Source organism: Bacillus sp. FSL L8-0199 (assembly GCF_038005705.1).
GTDB classification, from domain to species: Bacteria; Bacillota; Bacilli; order Bacillales; family Bacillaceae_G; genus Bacillus_A; species Bacillus_A cereus.
In genome coordinates, this window is the sequence record NZ_JBBOTS010000001.1 from 3,220,984 (window position 1) to 3,240,340 (window position 19,357).

Below are 19,357 nucleotides of genomic sequence, written 5' to 3' on the forward strand. Positions count from 1 at the left end.
TAAAAAAGGCCTACTCACACGAGTAGGCTTTTGAAACTATGAAAGTTTCGTCAATAACTGATTTAAATCTTTTTTCGTTTTCGTCGTTAATGATTTCATTTTATTAATATCGATTTTTTCTTTCTCCGCTCCTACAATTAACGGATACATACTTTGACCGATTGTTTTAGAATCCGTCGGATGTGATGCTTCTAGCTCTTTTTCAATCACATCCCACTTTTCATTAATTTGTTTGCCAAGCTTATTCACTGTTTCCAATTTTGGATTAGCAGCTAACTGCTTGTCCAAGCTATCAATTAATGCTACAACTTCTTTAACGTTCGTTTTCACAGCAACACTTTTCTTCGGATCTTTCGTTGTCTTTCCGTTATTGTTTGTGCTTGTACTTGTGCTTTGATCTGCTGTTTTCCCGCTAGTCGTTTGATCATTCGTTTTTCCTGTCGTTTCTTTTTCTTTTGTTTTTACATTTTCGTTTTGAGTTGACGTTTTGCCGTTACTTTCTGTTCCTGATGATTCTTTCGTATTTTTTGCATCCTTATCTGTTTTTTCATTTGAAGAAGTATTTGTTTCTTTTTCAGTATCTTTCGTTGTTTTTGACGCTTCATCTGCACTTGTCGTTTTTGCTTCTCCATCATTTTGCGCAGTTACTTGCTCTTTCTTTTCCGTTTCTTTATCTACTGAAGGACTACAAGCTGCCATAGTAAGCATTGTACCAATTGTAATCGATGCGATAGCGACCTTTTTCATTTTCATATAAATCCCCCTATGTTTTACATAATTTATCCTCCCCTTTACGATTCGATTCCCCCTTAAAAAATCCCTTTTCATACGAATTATCATCTTTCCGACAGTAATCTTCATAATAATACGTACAAAAACTGATAAACTCATTTTAATATTCGAGTTTCTTCTACTTCATTTTTCTGCTCGCAAGTAAAAGAAAAAGAGTATATTGTCACATTAAGAATTACTATCTTCATATGACAATATACTCTTCTATCAAATTTTTATCTTTCTTGACATTTTATTTATACAAAAAAATAAAATTTTCTTTCGTTTTTTGTTTCTCAACATTTGTTAACATAATATTTTTATGAATAACCACCATTCGAGTGAATGACTTGCCCAGTAACCCATTTCGCTTCTTCACTTACTAAAAAAGAAATTAAGCGCGCAGCATCCACCGGTTCTCCTACTTTACCTTGCGGGAATTTCCATACTAAATGATGCTTCAGCTCCTCTGTAATCCATCCTGTATTCGTCGGTCCTGGATCTACAGCATTCACTGTAATCCCCTTCTCCATTGCAACTGGTGCTACTGACTTTGTAAATGCTTCAATTGCCCCTTTCGTTGCTGCATATGCTAGTTCATCTGGCATTGGACCTACTGACTGTCCTGAAGTAAGATTAATAATACTCCCGCTCGTTTTAAGTGAATAATGTTTTATAAACAATGAACTTAATAACATAGTAGCCCGAACATTAACTGTATAATGTTTATCCAACTGCTCTACATCTAATTCCTCAATTCTCGTATGAGTAGAATACACTGCATTATTAACTAGAATAGATGGATCACCTAACCGTTCTGATACCATATAAAACAAACGATTTGGCGAATAAGATTGCGATAAATTGATTTCTGCCATTTCACATCGAACATCGTAACTTTCAATTTCCTTTTTCAGCAAAAAGGGTTCTTGATCACTCATTCCCCATGGCATCGCTTTATCATACTTTGGCCAGTACGTGAAAAAAATGTCTATCCCCTTTTGAGCAAGCACCTTGCATACAGCTGCACCAATTCCATTCAGACGAGTTGCCCCTGTTACAATTGCTATTTTCTTCACCTTTTTCTCCTCCATCTATACACAGATCCCCTGCATGAATACAGAGGATCTATCTTCTTATTGAATATTTGACAGTATACGTTCAGCACCTAATTTTAACATTTTAATAAAGATATAATTTACAATCGTAAACATTACAAATAAAACGATAAACATAACCCATAGTCCGACATGAAGGAAGAAGTATAATACACTTACTCCCCCCACAATAATTAAAGCTATTAAAATATTAGCCAAAAAATTCCACAAAGTGGTATATCGACTTTTAAATAATTTCTGCTCTGTATCCCAATGAATATCTGCAGTTTGTGCGTCCCAGCGTGTTCCGATTAAATTAATTAATAACAACCCGTTCGCACTTAGTAAAAACCACAGTATCATAAAGACTGGAGAAATCCCAGCTACAACTGCCATCGTAATACCGAATACTGCTAAAATGATCACATTAATTAACCAAGCAGTGATTGCTTTCGCAAAAAAGATATCCGAAGCCTTTACTGGTAAATAACGATTCACAAACCAAGAGCTTCCATCTCGCGAAAATGACGTTGTTGCAATGACGTTACTACCCATTAAAAATAACGATGCACAAAGGCCAACACCAATTGCAAATCCCGTTGTCTCTGGATTGTTAATATACTCTGTAATAAACTTTAAATTCCCATCTTGCACAAATAAAATAAAGAACAACATAATTGGCATAACGAAAGTTTGTACAATGCAATTTAAGAAAAATTGTGGTGTACGGAATAACGTTTTAAATTCTTTTTTCACATACGCTTTTAAATGAGAACTTTGCACTGTTGATTTCTGTAAACCTTCCGCCGAAATAACTTGCTTCTTTGCTGTACTCGTTGAAAGTCCAATAACTCCTTTTAAATATGTACGCTCTGCAATGTAATAAAACAACACAAAGAAGACAAATGAAATAACTGCAAAGATTATTACATATAAAGGACCTTTCCAATTTGCATTTTCTACTAATGCCACTGCTCCAAAATATGTAGTTGGAAAATAATTTGTCATTTGTACTAAAAGAGAAGATTGATTATTTACAAGGTATTCCGCAGCCCCGTCTCCAGAAAACGCACTTTTATTTCTCCACTGCATAAATACGTTAATTCCTACAATAAATAATATACTTACGATTCCAATAAATATATTTCCTCGATCTTTATTTTTCGCTATATTTGTATACCTCATAATAATTGTCATCAGTAACGAAGCTAATACTAACGGCACGATTGGGAAGAGTAAGTAAATAAAAATCATATATATGTAATATGTAATAAATGCGCCACTTTTTAAACCGTACGTAATGAAGATTGGTAATAAAATGAATGAACTCATTACGTATTGTGTAATTAATACCGTTAAAAATTTTGCCGAAATAATTTGCGCTGGTTTTAATGGTAACGGCAGTAACATTTCAATATCATTGCTGTAGTAAAATACAGTTAAAATGTTCGTTATACTCATTAAAAATACCCATATACTCGCAATCGCAAGTCCCATTGCAATAATCATTCCCGGCCCTTGCCCTAATTGTTTCAGACCTTCATACATTCCGTGCGTCATCGAACCAAATATTAAAAAGCCAACAAATAAAATAGCTGCAAATGAAAATAAATACGCCCATCGCTTCTTCTTATCTGTTATAAAATCTGCATAATTTAACTTTAATAGTACCTTCGTTAACGTCCAAATTTTACTCATTTCCCGTCATCTCCAAGAACATTTTTTCAAGTGATTCATTGGATTTAAAATGATCTCTCATCTCATCTAAATTTCCTTTAAACTGCAAATTCCCCTTATTAATAATAGCAACTCGGTCACATATTTTTTCCGCTACTTCTAATACGTGTGTAGAGAAAAATACAATCTTTCCTTTATCCGCATGTTCTCTCATCATTTGTTTTAAAATATATGCAGATTTCGGATCAAGCCCTGTTAACGGTTCATCTAAAATCCATACATCTGGCTCATGCACGAGCACACCAATAATAACGATTTTTTGTCTCATACCGTGCGAATAACTTTGAATTTGATCAGATAATGCATTATAAAGATCAAACTTCTTCGCTAAAGACTCTATTCGTTCTTGCCTTACTTCTTTTGGCACTTCATACATATCAGCCATAAAGTTTAAATATTCAATTCCTTTTAAACGTAAAAACATATCTGGACTATCTGGTACATAACCAAACGTCTTCTTCGCTTCCATCGGCTCTTCCATAATATTTTTTCCGTTAATCGTAATAGTCCCTTTGTCTACCCCGTGAATACCAGTAATCATCTTAATTGTCGTTGATTTACCCGCACCATTCGGTCCTAAAAATCCAAAGATTTCGCCGCTAGGCACAGATAAACTTAAGTCTTTTACTGCATAGGTAGACCCATTATAACTTTTTGACACATTCGTAATTTCAATCATTCCATCCAATCCTTTCCTTAATTACCAAATAACTATATTGATATTATAGCATACTTCTATTTTAAGATTTTTACATTTTTCAGTTTATTTAACCTTTAAAATAAATATACACCCCTAATCCAACAACTAAAACGACAGCTAGTATAATATAAATCATTGTTAAGCGTTTAATATTCCCCTTTGTCGCTTTGCTATAATTTGCATCACCATTCCGCCCAATTAAAACCGTCGCAATGACAGTAATCACTACAAGTAATACAACGATCATGATCCAAGTTAGCATTTCTTCCTCCCCCTCCTTACAACCATTTTACAATATTATCCTCTTTATTTCGCAGCATATTTCCTCTTTTTACTATTATTATGAAGCAAACTGGAAAACTATTATTACCATTCCTATCCAATTGTGATATATTTATAACATAACGTGACTTATTTCTAACAACACAAGGAGGACCTATCATGAAAACAACTTGGATAAAATATTTAGGATTTCTCGGTTTCTTCGGTTTCCTCGGATTTTTTTATGAAAAAGGATTGTTTACTATGTTCTGTTTCTTCTCCTTTTTCACATCGTATAGAACGGTTCAACACGATGAACTGTTTGAACAAATCGTTAATAAATCGTGCCGTAATGCTTTTATCTTTACGTTACTAACTACCGCTATCATTATGTTCATTGAAATGTTATTTCCAAACCCGGCGCTACAAGAAATTGATATCGCTCTTATTTTCGGCACACTCATTCTTACGTTCGGTTTTTCTATGTTCTTTTATGATAAACCTGTTGATGAAATGGAAGATGCACCATGGCGTTCGTAACGAGGATAAAAGAATACCGCGCCAAATTGAACATGACACAAGAAGATTTAGCAAAGAGCGTTGGTGTGCGACGTGAAACAATTAGTCATCTCGAAAAAGGTAAATACAATCCTTCCTTACAACTTGCTCACGATATAGCGAAGGCACTACATAGTAAGATTGATGAGATTTTTATTTTTGAGGATTGATTAAAGGCGTCCAGTCACAAGAATCACATAAAAAAATACCGTCATTCTTTCCAAGAAGAATGACGGTATTTCTCATTGATTATCCATATAAAATCGCATGAAATACGCCTAATAGTAAGTATTGATCCTGCATGTAATCTTCATCATATACATTCATCTCAATGTAATACATATCTTCCTCAAGACGAATATTCCAATCTGCAATTACATAGCCTTTTCGTAATAACTTTCCCATTCCAAATGAAGTTTTATGAACAACATATTCTTCTGCCCTATATGTAAAGGTAAATAAGAAATTTGCATCCAATAACTTTCCGTCACATACAAGTATTTCATGCTCTGCATCATGATTATCGATGTACGTTACTAAAATCCTTCTTTGGCGCTGTCTACTTACATCCTTTGCAATGACGCGAATATTGTCCTTACTATCCTTTATTTCATAAATAATATTACTACCAATTTTCGGAATAAAATCCAGCACTCTCATCAACATATTTTTATAATAGCCTCGTACTACGCCTACTTGCTCACTTCCATTATAAACCTCTATCGGCGTCGTATCTGCTTTGCTATCACACGGTCGTTTGTAAGAGAGCTGCATCATTCGCTCTCTTCTTAAGTACTGATCAAACGTCACAGGATATTCTATCATGCGCAGTTCTTTATTTAGCTCATACAAATAGCTTTGAACACTCTCTATTAATGTTGTAGTAGCTATACGCTCTTGAATTTCAAATTCTTGCCAACTGGAAGAAACATTCCATTGATTATGATCCTCTTCATAGAAGAAACCAAGAATTACCTCTTCACGGTCAGCCGTTTCATATTTCATAGGCACGTTCTGCCCATGTTGAACTTGTTCCATCCACTGACCTAAATAAATACCCAGCTCTGCAACCTTCATACATGATTTTTGAAAAAATACGCTGTCACTCGCGCAAATCGTTACATCTCCTTCGATAAAACCCTTTGAATAAGCATCATACCGTGGCTCATCCTTCTGCGGGATACTCTTATCTAACTCAAATAAAAACGTTAACATCCTTTATTCACCTCTAGTTGTTACACTAATCATACATGACATCGCATCACTCTGAGAAACTATTTATATACGCATATTTAATTCACGCATTATAACACGTGAATGATCTTGTATAGTAGCGCTATTTTTTGTTCTATATCTTAGTATACGAATTTACATGAGCGATTTTTCAACTATATCTATCGCAACTTACAATATATCAACGATTTTTTCAATATATCGATTTTTCGACAAATATCAGCACAATTAAAATGAAGCTACCTTTTCTTCCGCCACTTCTACAATTTCTAAAATTTGTAGAATACTCTCCACTTCATAAGTCGGGTTAACATCTGTCCCGTTTTCTTTCAAACTCGGATTATACCAACACGTATCAATGCCGTAATCTTCTCCGCCTTTCATATCAGAAGTTAACGAATCTCCAACCATTAGTACACTTGATTTATCAGTAATCCCAAACTTTTCAAACGCATAATCAAAAATCTCACGCGCTGGTTTTTGATGACCAACTTCTTCAGAAATAATAATGTGATCAAAGAAATTACATAAAGGCGAATTTCCGATTCTTGATTGTTGCACCTTCGTATATCCATTCGTAATAATACCTAACTTGCAATCTTGAAGATTTTCACATAATTGTACTGCGCCTTCTATAAGATGTACTTCCTTCCCTAAATTTTCAAGGTATACATCACTAAATTGCTGCGCATCTACGGCTATATTATGAAGTGCAAATAATTGTCTAAATCGCTCTACGGCTAATTCACTTAGCGTAATCATTTTATTTTCTAAATCTCTCCATAATCCATTACTAATCTCTTTATAACTTGCAAGATGATCATTATACCCTGTAGGCATGCCAAACTGTACAAACGCATTATGTAATGCGTGTCTTTCCGTTTCAGGGAAATCTAATAATGTATCGTCTACGTCGAATAATATAAATTTGTATTTCATGATGTTCTCCTCAATTCCTATTTTAAAAGCTTCGTTCTCATTGCTTATAAGTTTATATATATGTCGCGATGAAGCGCTTTAACCCGCTCTTTATAGAATACACCTTTATCTTTTATTTTCAAATGTGCTATAAATAAATTTGCTAGCATGACTGCTGTATCTAGTCTATAAAATAAACTAACAATATGAGGAGTAACATTAAAGATACTATCATTCTTATATCCATCTTTAAATTCATCCCAACTAACCTCATTTGTTTCAGCTATTCTCATAAGCTCCAGCAATGGATGACCAATTAAAGCATTATCCCAATCAACTATTGCTTTAACTTCTCCATTATACCCGATTAAATTGGCTGGTCGAATGTCCATATGTAATAAACATTTTACATGATCTGCTGTACTAAGAATATATTCAATTGTTTTTGTATCCGGAAGATTAATTTTGCAGTTCGTGATTGTATTAAACCCTTCTATCCGTTTCACAATTCGTTCTGCTATATACTTACTAATGGGCTCTCTAATATTTTGTTTGTAATACAAACCATCAATTGGCATACTATGAAGATTGCTCACTAACTCCCCTATTTTGCATGCGGAAATTGGCATATGATCAGCATACACACAATCCGAAATTAAAAAATCAAGTTCGGTTGAAAGATGCAATCCGTGTATCCTTGGTACTGGAATACCTTTTGAATGACAATACTTAGACAGCTCCGCTTCCTTTTGCAACGAAATCCGACTGTTAAATAAGTCTTCATTTATATTTTCCACTTCTCTTTCCCACGGTACTCGAAATGCCAAAGACCCCTTTTCTGAATCTCCTTGAAAAACAATATTTTGCACTCCCGTTCCAATCACCTTTAAATCTTGAATAGCTAGTTCCTTATACTCTTGACTTAGTATTGTTGCCAGCTTCTCTCTTAACCCCTCTGCTTTTACACGTGTATGAATCATTTTATCCCCCGATTCTTAAGTTCTTTTCATCCATTTTCTCCTCTGTGCACAACATCCTCATTAACAAAATTATAGCAACAATAGTAAAAGGAGGCTAATCCGCTCAGCCTCCTTCTCATTATTAATCTTCTAGCAATAACTCTTTCATTTCCTCTAACGACTCTTTCGTAAAGCCAAGAGCTTTTTCAGCGTATGCTTCAACTGATCCGTATTGCTTTTGAATTTCACCAATCGCAGCTTGCAAGTATTCAGCACGTGCTTCAAACATTGCACCTAATATCGCTCTGCTCTCATCGTTTTGTAATTTCGCACCTAAAAAGGCCATCATTTTTTCATTTAGCTTTTCACGGAATCCGTTACTTAGTAAGTAGTCTTCCATTACTGTTTTTTCTGGTACACCTAGTAAAAGTAGTAATAATGCTGAACCAAATCCAGTACGATCTTTTCCAGCTGTACAGTGGTTTACTAACGGTAAGTTTTCCGGGTTTTGCGCTAAGTTTAAGAAGCTCACGAATGCCTCGTTACCACTTACGAAATCTTGATTCATTTTCACAAGATACTCACCTGGTTTTCCTAACATAGAAAGGTCACCAACTTGGAAAAACTCATTTATATTTAAGTCTTTCGCTAAGTCTTGCATAACTGGTAAGCACACTTGACGAGCACCCGTAATTTCTGGATTCGGCTTATGCTTCACTTCAAAGTCTGTACGGTAATCGCAAATTAACTTTAAACCAGACTTTTGTAAATAGGCAATATCCCATTCAGTTAGCCCTGCTAATTCTTCAGAGCGGTATAATTTGCCCCATTTTACTTTACGGCCTTCAGTCGTTTCATATCCTCCCATATCACGGAAGTTAAACGCACCTTGTAATGGCAATCTACGCTCGGCTACTGTTACTGCTTGTCCATTACTTCCTACTAATCTAAAATATGGACGTTCATTTTCACTTGGGTTTTCAATTGTATATGATAATTCCCCATTTACTGTTGCAAGTAATTCTCCATTTTCTTCAATATGATCTGGTGAAGTACTCCAATAAATACGAACTTCTTCTATATTATTTTCCCACTTTATTTGTAACGTATTATCTTTATTTCTTTCTACAGTTGCTTGTAACCAATTTCTTTGCTGTCCCATTCTTTCACCAACGCTTTCTCATATAATCAAATCTCACCCTATTGTATTATACAAATATCTACTTTGTCGTTCTCATTTTTCTTTTTATCTTACAAACAGGCGAAAAGTTCTTTTACTTGTTCAAAATTTGTACAAGGGTTCTCACTAAATGTGTCCCAGATTATATCCTAAAACTTCCTTACATACCGCTCAGTACAACTCAGCAACTGACATCCATTCTTTTCAAAAACATCCTTCATCCATTCATTTTGTATATTTGTCTCACCAATATAATAAGATGCACCTATTTCCTTTAAGACAAACATCGCACCTGCAAATAATGCAGCTTCATATCCCTTATTACGCATATTTGGAGTAACTGCGAAGTACATAAGTTTCCCTTCTTCTAACGTACCTCTTTCAATATGTGGGATTACAATTCCTATCGGCTCTTCACCTACACTCGCTGTTAAACAATGTTCTTTCCATTGCTCACCAATTTCTTGTAGCATCATATGCACAAATTGATCATGAACGACTGTTTCTCCCGTCGCTTCATTCCACAGTGAATAAAAAGCCTCTTCTCCAACTTCTTCAATAAGCTTAAAATCAATTTCACTTTCTACATCTTCTACTTCATATATATCTTTAAATACAATCATGTTTTCCGTAACATATTCAAATGAATACGTTTCAAAACATTTTTTATACACATCATAATTTGGACTTTTTGAAGAGATTTCAAAATGTAGTTTTTCTAATCCATCTTTTTTAGCTTCAGCAACGCAATATTGCATCATTTCCTCTAATTGCTCTTCTGTAAAAATCTCTGCATTATTTTCTTTTATCATAATAGAAGAAGCATTTCTTCTTATTTTAAAATATTTTTCTAACTGTTCTATCGTCGTCATATTCTTCCCTCATCTATATCATACTCGAATTTCTAATCGTTCTCCTTGCATGAGCAGGATTGTCCTTGAATATATAGAATACTAGAAAAGATCGCATCTTTAAAGTGCGGAGGAGGTTCTCCAGTGGATATTACAGCATTGCAACAACAGTTAGAGCTTATACAACAAAATGACTATACGCAACTACAGCATATAGACGTAAATGAGTTAACTTTGAACATGCTCCAGTATATCGGAACGACTGATAGCTACGTTCGTTACCAACTTATATATAAATGTTTTGCGCATTTCATTCATCATGAATTCCTTATGGACGATCAGCTGAAATTACTTCTGCAAACTTGTTTAAGTGATGAGTATTTATATTGTGACATTTACTCCCCACATACAGATGGGGTTTTCACACGTTCTTACACTGTTTCGTTAATTGCGTTAATACTCCAATTCGCTAATTCGCACTACTTTTGTACAGAGGAAGATATCGAAGAAATAAAAAATAAACTCATTACATACACAAACTTAGAAACGGATTTTCGGGGCTATATCGAAAATAAAGGATGGGCTCATTGTCTTGCTCACGTATCTGATGCCTTTACTGAAATTGTTCATAATACGTATACAACTTTTGAATGGTACGAAGAATTAATTCATTGTTTATTAAATAAAATCTTTATTCCATCTGACCTTTTTCATAATAACGAAGATGAGCGCATTGTTACGCCATTACTAGCAATGCTGTATCATGATTTTCCTCAAAACGAGTTAATTTCTATTATTCATAAAAAAATAAAAAGGCTTCCTCAAATAAGAAAACGCCTTTCGCTTAATGAGTATTGTATTTTATGTGCCAACATTAAAACCTTTTTACGCACATTATTTTTCAGAACGAAAGACGACCATAACTTAGCCTTTACAGCACGTAAAACAGAAAGAATGTTAAAAGAAATTCCTAACTATTATTAAATACAAGGAGCAATGACATGGGTTATATTGAAGATATGAGAAATCTAGTAGGAAATCATCCACTTATTCTAATAGGATCACACGCCATTATATTAAATGAAAAAGATGAAGTATTGCTGCAGCTCCGTACAGATTTTAACCGCTGGGGCATTATTGGTGGTGCCCTAGAATATAACGAAACGTTAGAAGATGCTTTAAAACGAGAAGTGTTTGAAGAAACTGGACTTATTATTAAAAATCCAGAACTATTCCGTACATACTCAGGGCCAGACTTCTTTCAAATCTATCCAAACGGCGATCAAGTACACGGTGTACTCGTTGTTTATATTTGCCGAGAATTTCATGGTGAACTTGTATGCGATCAAAGTGAATCGAAAGAATTACGCTTCTTTCCGCTTGATGAGTTACCTAGTAATCTCCCTTCTGTTATTGAGAGGATTATTACAGATTATCTAAAAAAATAAGGGAACGCTTAACGTTCCCTCTCAAATCCAATCCGTTTTTTAATTTCTGCTAAATTTATCTTCGCAATAGCGCGTGCCTTCTCAGCACCGTTTTCCAACGCTTCATATAATAAATTCGTTTCATTCATATACATAGTGTATTTCTCACGAGGTCCAGCTAACTCACGATCTACAACACGAAACAACTCTTTTTTCACATCGCCCCATCCGATTCCAGTCTCATATTTTTCACGTAATGACTGTACTTCGTCTTCTGTCGCAAATTCTTTATAAATTGTAAATAAGGTTTCTAGTTCTTTCGGTTCATTTGGAAGTGAAGAATCTGTTTTGATTTTAAATATTAATTTTCGTAGTTTTTCTTGCTTTGCAAATAATGGGATCACATTTCCGTAACTTTTACTCATCTTCCTTCCGTCAAGACCAGGTAAAATAGCTCCTTCTTCTTGTATAACATACTCTGGAAGTGTAAATGCCGTGCCAAATGTATGATTAAAATACGTCGCAATATCACGAGCAATTTCAATATGCTGAATTTGGTCTTTTCCAACTGGTACATGAGTAGCTTGAAATAATAATATGTCAGCTGCCATTAAAATCGGGTACGTGTATAACCCCATATTCACTCCCGCATCGACCTCTAACCCTGCTTCTTTATTTTGCTCCACCTTCGCTTTATACGCATGAGCACGGTTCATAAGACCTTTCGGAGTTAGGCAAGCTAAAATCCAAGCTAATTCTAGAATCTCTGGCACTTCTGTTTGTCGATAAAAAATAACATCTTCTCCAATTCCAAGTGATAACCAAGTAGCTGCTACCTCTTTCGTATAACTGCTGAACTTTTCTGAATCATGCACAGCATTTAATGCATGATAATCAGCTATAAAGTACAATGCTTTTCCTTCATTATTCTTTGACATTTGTAATGCAGGTTTAATCGCACCAATATAATTTCCTAAATGCGGATAACCTGTCGGCTTAATTCCTGTTAACATTATTTTTTCACTCACACTAACTCCTCCTTTCTCAAAATAAAAAGAGCCCCTCATCCTAAAAAAAGGACGAGAGACTCCCGCGGTACCACCTTAATTAGCTATCATTAGCTCACTTCATACTTCAATAACGTGAAGTAACCGTCTTTACCTACTCATTTCAGTTAGAAGCTCTAGAGCCCATTCCATATTCATCCCTTACTGATTCTCACCACATATCAGCTCTCTGAAAAGTTTCGAATATGTACTCTTCTCTTTCATTGCTTTTTCGTTATTTTTTACAGTTTATCACATTTCGCTTCCAAACAAACCCGATTTTTCTATTTTATATAGCAGGAATTTCCACTTCTATTGTCTAATGTTATATAGGTTTGCAGAAATATTCGAAACAACTTTGGAGGTTTTTTCATGGTAAAATATATATCCATTTTAGGTTCCACAGGATCTATCGGCACATCTGCATTAGATGTCGTTTCAGCTCATCCTGAACATTTTAAAATTGTCGGTTTAACCGCAAATTATAATATCGATCTTCTTGAGCAACAAATCAAAACATTTCAACCTCGCATTGTAAGCGTTGCGACAAAAGACTTAGCAGACACGCTTCGTACGCGTATTTCAGCGAATACAAAAATCACATACGGAACTGATGGCTTAATTGCGGTAGCTACTCACCCTGATTCAAATCTTGTATTAAGTTCTGTTGTCGGAGTTTCCGGACTACTTCCAACGATTGAAGCATTAAAGGTGAAGAAAGATATTGCCATCGCTAATAAAGAAACGTTAGTTGCAGCTGGACATATCGTAACTGAACTAGCGCAACAAAACGGATGTCGCTTAATTCCAGTAGATAGCGAACATTCAGCTATTTTCCAATGTTTAAACGGAGAAAATAATAAAGAAATTGACAAATTAATTGTTACAGCTTCTGGCGGTGCATTCCGTGATAAAACACGTGAAGAAATGAAAACTTTACAAGCAAAAGATGCTTTAAAGCACCCAAACTGGTTAATGGGCGCAAAACTAACGATTGATTCTGCCACATTAATGAATAAAGGGTTTGAAGTAATGGAAGCGAGATGGCTATTTGATATTCCGTATGAAAAAATTGATGTAATGATTCATAAAGAAAGTATCATTCATTCTTTAGTAGAATTTATTGATGGATCAGTTATGGCACAGCTCGGTGCTCCTGATATGAGAATGCCGATTCAATATGCGTTTCACTATCCTACTCGGCTACCTTCTTCCTATGAAAAATTAAATTTATTAGAAATCGGTAGTTTACATTTTGAAAAACCAGATTTAGAGAAGTTCCCTTGCCTACAATACGCATATGAATGTGGCAAAATCGGTGGTACTACTCCCGCTGTATTAAATGCAGCAAACGAAATTGCGAATGCACTATTCTTAAAAAATGAAATTGTCTTTTTCGATATTGAAAAAACAATTTACAAAACAGTTGAAGCTCATCATAACGTAAAAGATCCTTCACTAGATGCTATATTAGAAGCGGATCAATGGGCGCGCCAATATGCAAATGAATTGTTAATAAAAAAGAGCTAAAACAGATAATACTGTTTTAGCTCTTTTTTCACGTATTCAACTTAACAAATCTATAACCGTGCGTCACTAACACTTTTAATATCGCATATCCTGGAATGGCTAAAATAATGCCCATAATCCCGAATAAGTTTCCGGCAGTTAAAATGATAAAAATGATAGTAATCGGATGAATGTCTAACTTTTTCCCCATAACTTGTGGAGAAATAAATTTACCTTCTGCTAATTGTACAACCATCATAACAATAATTACTTTTAACACCATTGCTGGCGAGTCGATAAATGCGATAATTAACGCTGGTGTAATGGCGATAATTGGTCCTACGTACGGAACGATATTTACAATCATCGCTAAAATAGCAAGCAGTACAGCATATTTAATACCGATAATAAGGTAACCGATTAATAACATAATACCGATAAACAAGCTCACGATAATTTGCCCTCTAATATACGAGCTAATCGCATAGTGCATATCATCTAGTATTCTCATTGCTGCTGGTTGTCTTTGCTCTGAAATAAACTTTAAGAAGTGATTCGGCAATTGTTCGCCATCTTTTAAAAGATAGAACAATATAAATGGAACCATTACAAATGTTAAAACAACCTCTGTAATAGTACTCAAAAATCCAGTTACATTCCCAGTTACTGATGATAATGACTTTGTAAAATCAACTGTGTATTCTTTTACCATATTCGCAACATTAATATTTAAATTCTCCTGAATTTTACCGAGTAAATTACTTTCCCCGAATCTACGTGCTGCTTGTTCAATCTCATGGCCAAAATACGGTAAGTTATCAATTAATGCATCAATTTGATCTTTAATAATAGGGATAACCGTTACAACTAAAAATACAAATAATCCTAGTACGATTAAATATATGGAAGCTATCGATACGATTCTTGAAACACCTTTCTTTTCTAAAAGCGAAACGAATGGATGTAAAATATAGAATAGTACGCCTGCTAATAGTACTGGGAAGAAAATTGTTTTTAAAAATACGATAAACGGTGTAAAAACAAATGATATTTTTGTTAGCAATAAAATATTAATGAACAATAACGCAAATCCAAGTAATACCGCCAAATAATTTTGTTCTCTAAAAAACTTTCTTAACTTATCTCTTTTTCTTATATTTATTTTCTCCAATGAAACCACCTCTTCGAATGATGAAAAGCCCTTATTCAGGGCTCTTCATCATAATCTATATATCTATTTCTTTGCAGCTTTCACTACAAATGATACAATAAAAATTAACACGATTGCACCTAATAATGCTGGCACGACATGAATCCCACCAAATGATGGCCCAAAGGATCCAAATAATCTACCACCTAACGAAGCACCTAATAAACCTGCGATAATATTTCCGAACATACCACCTGGGAAATTTTTACCCGTTATAGAACTAGCAATTGCACCTATAATAGCACCAACTAAAAATGTGATAATCCATCCCATTTTTAGCCCTCCATTTCTATTATAGTTTGTATGATTTAATACAAACATATGTATTTATCATTGCTAATCATATTTCACTATAGAAATATATTTACTACTATTTTACATATGGAGATACATATATTATATGCAAAAAAGAAAAATATTGTCAAACTCACCCATAAAGCAATTATATTTATATACCATATTTAAAGGAGGCTTCATTATCTATGATTCTTAAGTTAAATTCCACTTCTTTTGAAGTAGCAACATCCATTTTACAGGTTCAAATTCCAGCTTATAAAGTTGAAGCAGACTACTTAAATAGTACTGCCATACCTCGTTTATATGATACTGTAAACGATATTCAAAGTTGTGTTGAAACATTCTATGGATATTTTTCTGAAAATAAACTTGTCGGTTTTATTTCTTTTGTACAAGAAGAAAAACTAATCGATATCCACAGGTTAGTTGTATCCCCCGATTTTTTTCAAAAAGGAATCGCAACGAAACTCCTAATTTATATATTTAACATGTTTCCCTCTTCAATGACATACATTGTACAAACAGGTAAAGCGAATACCCCTGCTATTACTTTATATAAAAAACACGGATTCATTACAGTATCAGATACAATACTTCCTGACGGTATGATTCTTACACAATTAAAAAAGACAGAATACACAAAATAATTTGACTTGTTTGCTCCTTTATGTTATTTTTTACTTTATAAAACCTTTTGCTGAGTCCAAATTTTGGAGCGGGGGAACCATTTTTGTAGCTATGCTACTTGGGGCGAATCTTTTTTAAGTAGGGAAACTCTCACTTCCCGAGTCCGACAGCTAACCTCGTAAGCGTAATGGGAGAGGAAGGTGCTTTTTGCCTATGTTACACATTTTGCCTCCTTAATTATAAATATGGGATCGATATCAAATAGTCACCTATATTTATAGAAAAGGAGAATGTATTATGTTACGTTTATCTGATCACGCAATAAAAATGATGGAGCAAAGACTCCGAATTGAAAAACAACGCACATATCAAGCAAATAAAGTTGTAGATAACTTACATCACAAATACTTCTTTCAGCATATTTTTCAACCGAAAAGATAAAGTAAATGTTTATTTAATATTAAAAAACACAAGGTGTGTCTTACAAAGGCATTCCTTGTGTTTTTTATATTCTTTATAAAATTCTCACTACATTTAAGCTTGCTGTAATGGCACCTGCTATAGTAGTCACATGCCCTACACCTAACGGGCCATTTTGTAATATTAATGTTGAATTGGCACTCGTCACATTCACAAGAAGTGTATTTGAAATGGCTGGTTCGATTACTACAGTTGATGTCGTTACGTTTTGTATAAAACTCCCTGTTAGTTGCGTTCCATTTAATAGCACCCTAACAGATACTGTCTCATTCCCACCAGTCGCGTCCCCTTGGAAATAGTAGCTTACTAAATATATTCCTGGTGTGGATACTGTGACAGTTGTAGCACTAGTTAAAGATACACCAGTTCCATATACAGTGGATCCAGAATTAATTGGGATGTTGGCATTTGCTGCAATTGTACTTGTTGAGGTAGAGAAGAAATAGCCGCCACCTGTTGAAATGGCAGACGATCCAGTTGCACCGGTTAAGCCGGTTGGGCCCGTAGCACCTGTTGGGCCTGTTACTCCCGTTCCCCCTGTTGCTCCTGTTATTCCTTGGATTCCTTGGATTCCTGTCGGTCCTGTTGCACCAGTCGCTCCTGTCGCTCCTGTTGCGCCGGTTGCTCCCGTCACACCTTGTGGGCCTTGAATTCCTTGGATTCCTTGTGGGCCTGTTATTCCAGTCACTCCGGTTGCTCCCGTTGGACCCGTTATCCCTTGCGAACCTTGAATTCCTTGGATTCCTTGTGGACCTGTTACTCCCGTAGAGCCGGTCGCTCCTGTTGGGCCTGTTACTCCTTGTGGACCTTGAATTCCTTGAGGACCTTGAGGGCCCGTTACTCCCGTCGGACCTGTTGCTCCAGTTGCACCGGTTGGACCCGTCGAGCCAGTTATACCTTGTATGCCTTGAGGTCCAGTCGGGCCTGTTGGACCAATCGGACCTTGAATTCCTTGCAGACCTTGAATTCCCTGTGGACCGGTTGGACCTTGTATCCCTTGTATTCCCTGAATCCCTTGCGGGCCTGTTGCACCAGTTGGACCGGTTGGACCCTCTGGTCCTTGCACTCCTTGTATTCCAGTCGCTCCCGTTGGACCTATATCTCCTTGTGGACCTTGAATTCCTTGGATTCCTTGAGGACCAGTTGGACCTGTTATACCACTTATCCCTTGCACTCCTTGTAAACCTTGAGGACCGGTTGGACCGAGTGAACCTTGGATTCCTTGTAGCCCCTGTAAACCAGTTGGACCGGTCGCTCCCCTTACTCCTTGCTCACCTTGTATGCCTTGTATCCCTTGAGGGCCGGTTGGACCGATTGGCCCCTGTGCCCCTTGCACTCCTTGTGGACCAGTCGGACCGGTTGCTCCTACCGGTCCCTGGATTCCTTGTAGACCTTGCGGACCAGTCGGACCGGTTACTCCTTGTATCCCTTGTGGACCTTGAATGCCTTGATCACCCGTTGGACCCGTTGCCCCCATTGGTCCCTGTACTCCTTGCAAACCTGTTACACCAGTTGCTCCGGTCGGTCCCTGGATTCCTTGTACCCCTTGAATTCCAGTCGCTCCTGTTGCTCCGGTCGCTCCTGTTGCCCCTGTTGCTCCAGTCGGACCAGTTGGACCCCCTGGTGATCCTGCTGGACCGGTTGGACCAGTTGGACCTCCTGGTGGACCAGTTGGACCGGTTGCTCCAGTCGGGCCAGTTGCAGAACCTGTCGGACCAGTTATCCCAGTGGCTCCTGTTGGGCCAGTTGGACCTGGATCACCTTGTAAACCGGTTGGACCAGTCGGACCGATTACACCTTGCACTCCTTGTATTCCTTGTATTCCTGTTGGACCTACCTGCCCCATCTCTCCCTGGGGACCTTGTAAACCTTGAACACCAGTTTCCCCTTGTGGACCCATTGGTCCTTGCTCCCCTTGAATTCCTTGAGAACCAGTTGGCCCTGTTGGACCAATCGGACCCTGTATTCCTTGTATTCCGGTTACACCTTGTAAACCACTACCTCCTAAATTACCTTGCACACCTTGTATACCAGTATTTCCAGTTGGTCCAGTCGGGCCAATTTCCCCTTGCACTCCTTGTATTCCTTGTACTCCTGTTGGGCCGGTTGGACCGATTTCTCCTTGCATTCCTTGTATGCCTTGTATTCCTGTTGGACCGGTCGGACCGATTGGGCCAGGAATTCCTTGTATCCCTTGAATACCAGTTGGACCAGTCGGACCTCTTTCTCCTTGTATTCCTTGAACACCTTGTATTCCCTGTGGGCCTCGTTCTCCCATAGGTCCTTGATTACCTTGAGAACCTTGTGGTCCAGTTAAACCAGTTGGGCCGGTTGGACCGATTGGACCTTGTACGCCTTGTATTCCTTGCGGTCCAGTTGGTCCACCTAAAGCACCAGTTGGACCGGTTGGACCAGTGGGCCCCGTAATACCTGGCGGTGGAAAAGGAATAGGTGCTTGAAACTTACTACACTTATCTTGATTCTTCACAAGCATCT

General features: G+C 36.6%; 21 protein-coding genes, 1 riboswitch and 1 other annotated feature. Of the genes, 7 read left to right on the forward strand and 14 right to left on the reverse strand.

Going from position 1 to position 19,357, the window contains the following annotated elements; genetic code table 11:
- Window positions 1-36: 36 nt before the first annotated feature.
- From NST86_RS16745 to NST86_RS16765, 5 genes are all read right to left on the reverse strand, one after another.
- Window positions 37-753 (reverse strand): hypothetical protein, encoded by a 717-nt coding sequence (locus NST86_RS16745; RefSeq protein WP_000782566.1) that lies wholly within the window; start codon window positions 751-753, stop codon window positions 37-39.
- A gap of 338 nt (window positions 754-1,091) precedes the next feature.
- Window positions 1,092-1,850: an SDR family oxidoreductase gene (locus tag NST86_RS16750; protein ID WP_033683918.1), complete on the reverse strand. Its 759-nt coding sequence runs from the start codon at window positions 1,848-1,850 to the stop codon at window positions 1,092-1,094.
- A 57-nt stretch (window positions 1,851-1,907) separates the two neighbouring features.
- Window positions 1,908-3,566, reverse strand: a complete 1,659-nt coding sequence (locus NST86_RS16755) for a putative ABC transporter permease subunit (RefSeq protein WP_000036856.1) — start codon at window positions 3,564-3,566, stop codon at window positions 1,908-1,910.
- Entirely contained in the window at window positions 3,559-4,284 is a 726-nt protein-coding gene (locus tag NST86_RS16760; RefSeq protein WP_086423504.1) for an ABC transporter ATP-binding protein, read from the reverse strand. The genes NST86_RS16755 and NST86_RS16760 overlap by 8 nt, the downstream gene beginning before the upstream one ends.
- Before the next feature lie 88 nt (window positions 4,285-4,372).
- Complete coding sequence (locus NST86_RS16765) at window positions 4,373-4,567, reverse strand: hypothetical protein (protein WP_000958863.1); 195 nt, start codon at window positions 4,565-4,567, stop codon at window positions 4,373-4,375.
- Between the two features lie 179 nt (window positions 4,568-4,746).
- On the opposite strand from NST86_RS16765, the gene NST86_RS16770 reads away from it, so the two are divergent.
- Together NST86_RS16770 and NST86_RS16775 are read left to right on the forward strand one after the other, a co-directional pair.
- The gene (locus NST86_RS16770) at window positions 4,747-5,106 is read left to right on the forward strand and encodes a DUF3796 domain-containing protein (protein ID WP_000859205.1); all 360 of its coding nucleotides are present in this window, start codon (window positions 4,747-4,749) and stop codon (window positions 5,104-5,106) included.
- On the forward strand, window positions 5,094-5,294 hold the full coding sequence (locus NST86_RS16775; RefSeq protein WP_000896322.1) for a helix-turn-helix transcriptional regulator: 201 nt from the start codon (window positions 5,094-5,096) through the stop codon (window positions 5,292-5,294). Before NST86_RS16770 ends, NST86_RS16775 begins: the two co-directional genes overlap by 13 nt.
- Window positions 5,295-5,373: 79 nt before the next feature.
- Here the strand turns inward: NST86_RS16775 and NST86_RS16780 are convergent, their stop codons facing one another.
- From NST86_RS16780 to NST86_RS16800, 5 genes are all read right to left on the reverse strand, one after another.
- Window positions 5,374-6,339 carry a tubby C-terminal domain-like protein gene (locus NST86_RS16780; protein WP_016118320.1) on the reverse strand — a complete coding sequence of 322 codons (966 nt, stop codon included), beginning with the start codon at window positions 6,337-6,339 and terminating at the stop codon, window positions 5,374-5,376.
- A 246-nt stretch (window positions 6,340-6,585) separates the two neighbouring features.
- Window positions 6,586-7,296 (reverse strand): YjjG family noncanonical pyrimidine nucleotidase, encoded by a 711-nt coding sequence (locus NST86_RS16785; RefSeq protein WP_000875415.1) that lies wholly within the window; start codon window positions 7,294-7,296, stop codon window positions 6,586-6,588.
- 44 nt (window positions 7,297-7,340) lie between these two features.
- Window positions 7,341-8,255 (reverse strand): phosphotransferase family protein, encoded by a 915-nt coding sequence (locus NST86_RS16790; RefSeq protein WP_000582027.1) that lies wholly within the window; start codon window positions 8,253-8,255, stop codon window positions 7,341-7,343.
- A gap of 121 nt (window positions 8,256-8,376) precedes the next feature.
- Window positions 8,377-9,396, reverse strand: a complete 1,020-nt coding sequence (locus NST86_RS16795) for a tyrosine-protein phosphatase (protein WP_000531496.1) — start codon at window positions 9,394-9,396, stop codon at window positions 8,377-8,379.
- A gap of 167 nt (window positions 9,397-9,563) precedes the next feature.
- Window positions 9,564-10,286, reverse strand: coding sequence for a GNAT family N-acetyltransferase (locus NST86_RS16800; RefSeq protein WP_016118322.1), 723 nt, complete (start codon window positions 10,284-10,286; stop codon window positions 9,564-9,566).
- Window positions 10,287-10,409: 123 nt separating this feature from the next.
- On the opposite strand from NST86_RS16800, the gene NST86_RS16805 reads away from it, so the two are divergent.
- Together NST86_RS16805 and NST86_RS16810 are read left to right on the forward strand one after the other, a co-directional pair.
- Window positions 10,410-11,249 (forward strand): DUF2785 domain-containing protein, encoded by an 840-nt coding sequence (locus tag NST86_RS16805; protein WP_000355452.1) that lies wholly within the window; start codon window positions 10,410-10,412, stop codon window positions 11,247-11,249.
- A 17-nt stretch (window positions 11,250-11,266) separates the two neighbouring features.
- Window positions 11,267-11,713, forward strand: coding sequence for an NUDIX hydrolase (locus NST86_RS16810; RefSeq protein WP_000540458.1), 447 nt, complete (start codon window positions 11,267-11,269; stop codon window positions 11,711-11,713).
- An 8-nt stretch (window positions 11,714-11,721) separates the two neighbouring features.
- On the opposite strand, the gene NST86_RS16815 is transcribed toward NST86_RS16810, so the two are convergent.
- Entirely contained in the window at window positions 11,722-12,720 is a 999-nt protein-coding gene (locus tag NST86_RS16815) for a tryptophan--tRNA ligase (protein WP_001290884.1), read from the reverse strand.
- Between the two features lie 44 nt (window positions 12,721-12,764).
- Window positions 12,765-12,972, reverse strand: a binding site (T-box leader).
- A gap of 138 nt (window positions 12,973-13,110) precedes the next feature.
- Here NST86_RS16815 and NST86_RS16820 point away from each other — a divergent pair.
- Window positions 13,111-14,268, forward strand: a complete 1,158-nt coding sequence (locus NST86_RS16820) for a 1-deoxy-D-xylulose-5-phosphate reductoisomerase (RefSeq protein ID WP_000241797.1) — start codon at window positions 13,111-13,113, stop codon at window positions 14,266-14,268.
- 28 nt (window positions 14,269-14,296) lie between these two features.
- Here NST86_RS16820 and NST86_RS16825 read toward each other — a convergent pair whose 3' ends face one another.
- Complete coding sequence (locus NST86_RS16825; protein ID WP_000411483.1) at window positions 14,297-15,418, reverse strand: AI-2E family transporter; 1,122 nt, start codon at window positions 15,416-15,418, stop codon at window positions 14,297-14,299.
- Between the two features lie 63 nt (window positions 15,419-15,481).
- A complete protein-coding gene (locus tag NST86_RS16830) occupies window positions 15,482-15,730 on the reverse strand; it encodes a GlsB/YeaQ/YmgE family stress response membrane protein (RefSeq protein WP_000539714.1) in 249 nt (82 codons plus the stop codon).
- 209 nt (window positions 15,731-15,939) lie between these two features.
- Here NST86_RS16830 and NST86_RS16835 point away from each other — a divergent pair, with 209 nt between their 5' ends.
- Window positions 15,940-16,401: a GNAT family N-acetyltransferase gene (locus NST86_RS16835; protein ID WP_000601232.1), complete on the forward strand. Its 462-nt coding sequence runs from the start codon at window positions 15,940-15,942 to the stop codon at window positions 16,399-16,401.
- A 38-nt stretch (window positions 16,402-16,439) separates the two neighbouring features.
- A riboswitch (cyclic di-AMP (ydaO/yuaA leader) is annotated at window positions 16,440-16,582 on the forward strand.
- A 96-nt stretch (window positions 16,583-16,678) separates the two neighbouring features.
- A complete protein-coding gene (locus tag NST86_RS16840; protein WP_000945243.1) occupies window positions 16,679-16,822 on the forward strand; it encodes a hypothetical protein in 144 nt (47 codons plus the stop codon).
- A gap of 73 nt (window positions 16,823-16,895) precedes the next feature.
- Here the strand turns inward: NST86_RS16840 and NST86_RS16845 are convergent, their stop codons facing one another.
- Window positions 16,896-19,355: a BC_3345 family exosporium-associated protein gene (locus tag NST86_RS16845; RefSeq protein ID WP_340934115.1), complete on the reverse strand. Its 2,460-nt coding sequence runs from the start codon at window positions 19,353-19,355 to the stop codon at window positions 16,896-16,898.
- Between the last annotated feature and the right edge of the window lie 2 nt (window positions 19,356-19,357).

Excerpts from the sequence above, each read along its gene's own strand:
- NST86_RS16820 (WP_000241797.1), top strand. The coding sequence starts at position 13,111 with ATGGTAAAATATATATCCATTTTAGGTTCCACAGGATCTATCGGCACA.
- NST86_RS16745 (WP_000782566.1), bottom strand. The coding sequence starts at position 753 with ATGAAAATGAAAAAGGTCGCTATCGCATCGATTACAATTGGTACAATG.
- NST86_RS16770 (WP_000859205.1), top strand. The coding sequence starts at position 4,747 with ATGAAAACAACTTGGATAAAATATTTAGGATTTCTCGGTTTCTTCGGT.
- NST86_RS16835 (WP_000601232.1), top strand. The coding sequence starts at position 15,940 with ATGATTCTTAAGTTAAATTCCACTTCTTTTGAAGTAGCAACATCCATT.
- NST86_RS16765 (WP_000958863.1), bottom strand. The coding sequence starts at position 4,567 with ATGCTAACTTGGATCATGATCGTTGTATTACTTGTAGTGATTACTGTC.
- NST86_RS16800 (WP_016118322.1), bottom strand. The coding sequence starts at position 10,286 with ATGACGACGATAGAACAGTTAGAAAAATATTTTAAAATAAGAAGAAAT.
- NST86_RS16775 (WP_000896322.1), top strand. The coding sequence starts at position 5,094 with ATGGCGTTCGTAACGAGGATAAAAGAATACCGCGCCAAATTGAACATG.
- NST86_RS16785 (WP_000875415.1), bottom strand. The coding sequence starts at position 7,296 with ATGAAATACAAATTTATATTATTCGACGTAGACGATACATTATTAGAT.
- NST86_RS16760 (WP_086423504.1), bottom strand. The coding sequence starts at position 4,284 with ATGATTGAAATTACGAATGTGTCAAAAAGTTATAATGGGTCTACCTAT.
- NST86_RS16790 (WP_000582027.1), bottom strand. The coding sequence starts at position 8,255 with ATGATTCATACACGTGTAAAAGCAGAGGGGTTAAGAGAGAAGCTGGCA.
- NST86_RS16830 (WP_000539714.1), bottom strand. The coding sequence starts at position 15,730 with ATGGGATGGATTATCACATTTTTAGTTGGTGCTATTATAGGTGCAATT.
- NST86_RS16795 (WP_000531496.1), bottom strand. The coding sequence starts at position 9,396 with ATGGGACAGCAAAGAAATTGGTTACAAGCAACTGTAGAAAGAAATAAA.
- NST86_RS16755 (WP_000036856.1), bottom strand. The coding sequence starts at position 3,566 with ATGAGTAAAATTTGGACGTTAACGAAGGTACTATTAAAGTTAAATTAT.
- NST86_RS16780 (WP_016118320.1), bottom strand. The coding sequence starts at position 6,339 with ATGTTAACGTTTTTATTTGAGTTAGATAAGAGTATCCCGCAGAAGGAT.
- NST86_RS16840 (WP_000945243.1), top strand. The coding sequence starts at position 16,679 with ATGTTACGTTTATCTGATCACGCAATAAAAATGATGGAGCAAAGACTC.
- NST86_RS16810 (WP_000540458.1), top strand. The coding sequence starts at position 11,267 with ATGGGTTATATTGAAGATATGAGAAATCTAGTAGGAAATCATCCACTT.
- NST86_RS16845 (WP_340934115.1), bottom strand. The coding sequence starts at position 19,355 with ATGCTTGTGAAGAATCAAGATAAGTGTAGTAAGTTTCAAGCACCTATT.